Genomic DNA, 4,732 nt, shown 5'->3' on the forward strand with positions numbered 1-4,732 from the left:
AGGACGCCGGGGCGGTGACGGACGAGGATGTCGGCGACATGCGCGGGATCCCCGTTGTTCATGAACACCATCGGCATGCCCCGCATCTGCAGCACGGCAAGCCCCAGATACATGCGTGAATGCACATAGGAGACGTGCATGGCGACGGTCTCGCGTTTACGGATGAAGGAGACCACCTTGTCCTGCCAGTTCCCCCGCGCGCCCAGCGAACGCGCCGAGTGCACGACCAGCTTCGGGATCCCCGTCGTCCCCGAGGTGTGGGTCATCAGGGCGGGTTCGTCGGCGTCCAGGAGTACCGGGCGGCGCCGCGGTGCCCCGGCCAGGGAAGCGAACGACACCGCCTTGGGGTGTGACCCGGTGACGGTGACAACCCGCTCGGTCAGCTCCTCCAGCGCCACAGAGGCCAGCGAACCCGACAGCTTCTCCTCATCGGTCAGCAGCGTCGGCCGCTGCAGCCGCTCAAGGAGCTTCCCGATACTGTCCCCGTCCAGATGCGGTGACAGCATCACCGGGACCGCACCGATCCGCGCCGCCCCGCACGCCAACACTGTGATATCGAAATTCGACACCTTGTGCACCGCGACATGATCCGCCGGCCGCACCCCCGCCGCCCACAACCGGTCAGCGGTCTCGGCCACATACCCGGCGAACTCCGCAACCGTCAACGTCCGCCCCGCCTCGGGAAACACCCCCATATCATGATCGAGCATGATCGGAGTACTCCCGAACCGCACAGCAGCCCGCTCCGAAACCACCCCCAGATACAGAACCTTCTTACTCCTGGGAATCTTGTACATCAGACCACATCCTCGTGATAACTCGCGCACGAAAGGTGAATTCCCTTTGAAAACCTCGCACATGGCATCGTGGCGGGAAAGGAAGGGTCGGTGAATTCGTCATATCAGGGGGAGTTGACGGGTGATTGCGGAGAGAAGGCGGAAGCCGGGCCGCAAAGAGCGCGGCCCGGCTTCCGGCGGAGTCTTCCTGCTGGTCTGTCTCAGCCTGTCTTCAGGCCCTTCTTGAGCGCCTCGGCGACCTGGAGGGTGCGCACGGTCTGGTAGCCGACAGCGGCGAGGTTGTCGTCGGTCACGTTCTGGGCGAGGTGGCCGGGGATGGCCTGGAGGCCCGAAGTGGCGCTGACGCCGTACGGGTTGCCGTTGCTCGGCGTGAGCAGGATGTCGTCGGTCACGCCGGGCGGCACGATGACGGCGCCCCAGTGGTAGAACACGTTGCTCAGCGACAGGATCGTGGACTCCTGGCCGCCGTGCGGGGTGCCCGTCGACGTGAACGCGGACATCGCCTTGTTCATCAGGCCGCGGCGCGCGTGCAGTTCGAAGGTCTGGTCGATGAAATGCTTGAGCGGGCCGGCGAGCAGGCCGTAGCGGCCGGGGGTGCCCCAGACGACCGCGTCGGCCCAGTCGAGGTCGTCGATGGTGGCCACCTGTACGTCCCGGCTGGTGGCCACGTGCTCGACGTTCGCCTCGGTCCATTCCTTGTAGTTGGGCGCGAGCGGGTCCTCGGTGATCTCGGCGACCCGGCGCAGCCGTACCTCGGCCCCGGCCTTCTCCGCCGCCTCGGCTGCCGCGACAGCCATCTTGTGGATGTTCCCGGTGGCCGAGTAGTAAACGATGGCGACATTGGTCATGGCCGTACTGCTCCCTCATTGGGTTGGGTGCTCGTGCCGTTTCCGGCTGCTCGGTGCTGATCGCCGGTCTGCTGAACGCCGACCTGGCGGTGTGCTGCGGTGTGCTGCGTGATGGGTGCGTGCCCATCGTGTCGTCGGGACGGAACATGCGGCCACCTGATCGAACGAATCCGTCAAGTGCCGTCTCTTATGGCCGGATCCCGGCGGATCCGCGGCGAGATCCGGTCGGGATCACGCGCCGCCCACCTCGACTCCCGGCGGGTTGTCGATGATGTAGCGCCACAGCCCGTCCGATCCGCGGCGGGCCACGTCGGTGGCGGTGCCCTCGATATGTACGCGCTCGCCGTCCGGCTTGGTGCCGTCGATGACGAAGTCGCCGATGATCAGGGCCGTGTCGTCGTAGACGTAGGTGTGCCGCACGGTGATCTCGATGGGGACGCCGAGGGCCAGGAAGCTGCTGGTCGCCTGGCGGCGTCCGTCGCCGGTCACCACCGTGCCGGGCGTCAACACCCGTACGGCCTCCGGCTCGAAGAGCCGGTCGATGGCGGCGAGATCCTTGGCGTTGAAGGCGTCGACGAAGGTCGCGGGCAGTCGGGCCGGGTCACTGACGGCCATGGTAGGTACTCCTTCCCGAACAGGAGTCGGCGGATGTCAGGCGACGGCCGGGGCGGCGGCCTTGAGAGCGGCGGCGACCTCGATGGTGCGACGGGTCTGGTAGGCGATGGCGCCGACGTTCTCCGGGTGGATGAAGCCGACCCGGCTGCCGGCGACGGTGGAAGCGCCGTAGGGGTTGCCGTTGTTCTTCTCGTACAGCACCGGGTCGGCGGAGCCGGTGGCCACGATGACCGAACCCCAGTGGCAGATCGCGTTGTGCAGCGCGAGGATCGCGGTGACCTGGCCGCCGTGCTCGGCGGAACCGGAAGCGAAGGCGGAGACGGCCTTGTTGAGCAGCTTGCCGTGGATCGACAGCGGCGAGGTGGTGTTGATGAACTGCATCAACTGCGGTGCGGCGAGCCCGAAGTGGACGGGTGTGCCGAGCAGTACGGCGTCGGCCCAGTCCAGGTCGTCCAGCGTCACCTCGGGTATGTCCGCGGTGTGCGCGGCGTGTTCCTCGGAGCCGGGACGTCCGGTGGCGGCGATCTCGGGCACCCGGCGCAGCCGCACCTCGGCACCCTCCTCGGTGGCGGCCTTGGCGGCGGCCAGCGCGAGCTGGTGGGTGGAGCCGGTGGACGAGTAGTAGATGACGGCGACGTTGGTCATGGTCGAGTGCTCCCTGAACGTACGGCTGTTGTGGTCGACGTGCGAAAGAACGCGGGTCGCGTGCATGCGACTACGGTGCGGCGCAAGCGAGTACGGCAATTGCGGCAAGTACGAGAACTGCGAGGGGAGTACGGCGATGACCGCATCCTGGTTCGCGCGGCGCGGGCGCGGCAACGCGGCGCCCGCGAGTGCGTCAGGTCCGGCGGACACCACGCAGAACGCCACCGACGGCGACGGCCAGCACGAGCGCGAGGAACAGCGCCAAGGTGCTGAACCCTCCGAAGAACGCGGCGAGTTGGGCGCCCGCCCCAGCGCCCACGTTGAGCGTGAAGCCGTACAGGGCGATCGCCGTGGTCTGCGCGCCCCCGGCCCGCGCGCCGACGGACTGGATGAGCGCGGGACCCAGCGTGGCGAAGCCCGCCATGAAGGCGAACAGGGCGGCTCCCAGGGCGACCGCGCTGTCACCGGACAGGGCGGCGGCCAGCATCGCCGCGGCGGTCACCACGAGGGCACCGGCCGCGCGGCGCGGCGCGGGGATACGAGCAAGGGCGGGGGCGAGCAGGATGGCGCCGAGCAGCGCGGGGAGGGCGCTCGCGCGCAGCGCCAGCAAGGTCCCGCCGCCCGACACGTCGGCGGGGCCGAACAGTTGCACCCCGGTGTAGACGGCGGTCAGGCTTCCGGCACCGATCAGGATGACCAGGTACAGCGGGAACATCCGGGCACCGAGCGCGGCCCGCAGACCGGCTCCACCGCTCACCGCGGCAGGCTGCCGCCCCTCCGCCAGCAGGACCCGCCAGGAGACGGCGGCCCCGACGAGCAGCAGTGGCACCGTCCCCCAGAACACCCACACCCAGTCGAGCGATGACGCCACGAGCTGCGCCTCGACCTGGCCGATCACCACGGTGGCACCCATGCACGCGGACACCACGGTCAGCGCGAGGGAGACACGGTGCGGGGCGATGCGCGCGTGCAGATAGGCGTACGACATGGGGATGAAGGAGCCCGCGAACAGCCCCTGGAGGGCGCGCAGAGTCACCCCGGTGGCGAGCGAAGTCGCCAGCGGCATCAAGGCGGTGACAACGGCCATGGCGAGGACGTTGGCGACCATCACCGTGCGCCGCCCGAACCTGGTCGACAGCGGGCCGCTGACGAGCGAGCCCACCGCGTGAGCGAAGGCGAACGCGGTGGTCGACGCAGCCGCCGCCCCGGCCGACACGCCCCAGGCGTCGCCGAGTTCGGACATCAAGGGGATGGTGACGTACATCTGGCCGACCACGAGCACGCCCATGACGGACACGGTCGCGACGGTCCTCGCGAAGGGCGCCGTCCCGAGCGCCGCCGGGGGTGCCCCGGCCACCGATAATTTCGACATACAACGATCCTGAGAGGAGGCCCGAATCCCGGCAATCCGCGCCCTGACTATGCGTCAAGTCATTGCGAGACAAGGGGTTTGGGTGGGGTGGCGTGAGATGTGTTGGGCCCCCGTACTCGCGGGGGATTCGAGTACGGGGGTTTGGTGTCCGGCGCATGGTGGTGTGCCGGAGTTGGGGGGTGGGGTTAGGCGTTGATGGTTTGGGGTTGGTCGGTGGTGTGGGTGGTGTCGGCGCCGGTGCCGCTGTCGGTGTCGCTGTCGGTTGTGTTGGTGTTGGTGTTGGTGTTGGGCTTTTGGAGGTTGAGGGCGATGAGGGCGGTGAGGGCGATGCCGGTGGCGGCGATGAAGACTGCGGTGCGCAGGCCGTCGTTGGTGGCGGTGCGTAGGGCGTGGCCGGTGAGGCCGTGGAGGTGGGAGTTGGCGACGGCGACGAGGACGGCGAGGCCGACGGCGCC

Annotated in this window: 5 protein-coding genes and 1 pseudogene; all 6 read right to left on the reverse strand. The window is 68.7% G+C overall.

Features of this window, described 5'->3' with window-relative positions; translation table 11 throughout:
* On the reverse strand, positions 1-797 hold a 797-nt coding region (locus ACZ60T_RS33990), incomplete at its 3' end, for an AMP-binding protein (protein WP_469669487.1).
* Between the two features lie 200 nt (positions 798-997).
* A complete protein-coding gene (locus tag ACZ60T_RS33995) occupies positions 998-1,645 on the reverse strand; it encodes an NAD(P)H-dependent oxidoreductase (RefSeq protein ID WP_252429108.1) in 648 nt (215 codons plus the stop codon).
* A 231-nt stretch (positions 1,646-1,876) separates the two neighbouring features.
* Positions 1,877-2,260, reverse strand: a complete 384-nt coding sequence (locus tag ACZ60T_RS34000; RefSeq protein WP_469669488.1) for a YybH family protein — start codon at positions 2,258-2,260, stop codon at positions 1,877-1,879.
* Between the two features lie 36 nt (positions 2,261-2,296).
* Entirely contained in the window at positions 2,297-2,905 is a 609-nt protein-coding gene (locus tag ACZ60T_RS34005) for an NAD(P)H-dependent oxidoreductase (RefSeq protein ID WP_469669489.1), read from the reverse strand.
* Between the two features lie 193 nt (positions 2,906-3,098).
* Positions 3,099-4,277 carry an MFS transporter gene (locus ACZ60T_RS34010; protein ID WP_469669490.1) on the reverse strand — a complete coding sequence of 393 codons (1,179 nt, stop codon included), beginning with the start codon at positions 4,275-4,277 and terminating at the stop codon, positions 3,099-3,101.
* A gap of 185 nt (positions 4,278-4,462) precedes the next feature.
* A pseudogene (locus ACZ60T_RS34015) lies at positions 4,463-4,732 on the reverse strand (hypothetical protein); the annotation flags it as partial.

Source organism: Streptomyces sp. NPDC104371 (assembly GCF_055583785.1).

Bases quoted from the DNA above. Each gene is read 5' to 3' on its own strand.
- ACZ60T_RS34010 (WP_469669490.1), bottom strand. From the start codon at position 4,277: ATGTCGAAATTATCGGTGGCCGGGGCACCCCCGGCGGCGCTCGGGACG.
- ACZ60T_RS34005 (WP_469669489.1), bottom strand. From the start codon at position 2,905: ATGACCAACGTCGCCGTCATCTACTACTCGTCCACCGGCTCCACCCAC.
- ACZ60T_RS34000 (WP_469669488.1), bottom strand. From the start codon at position 2,260: ATGGCCGTCAGTGACCCGGCCCGACTGCCCGCGACCTTCGTCGACGCC.
- ACZ60T_RS33995 (WP_252429108.1), bottom strand. From the start codon at position 1,645: ATGACCAATGTCGCCATCGTTTACTACTCGGCCACCGGGAACATCCAC.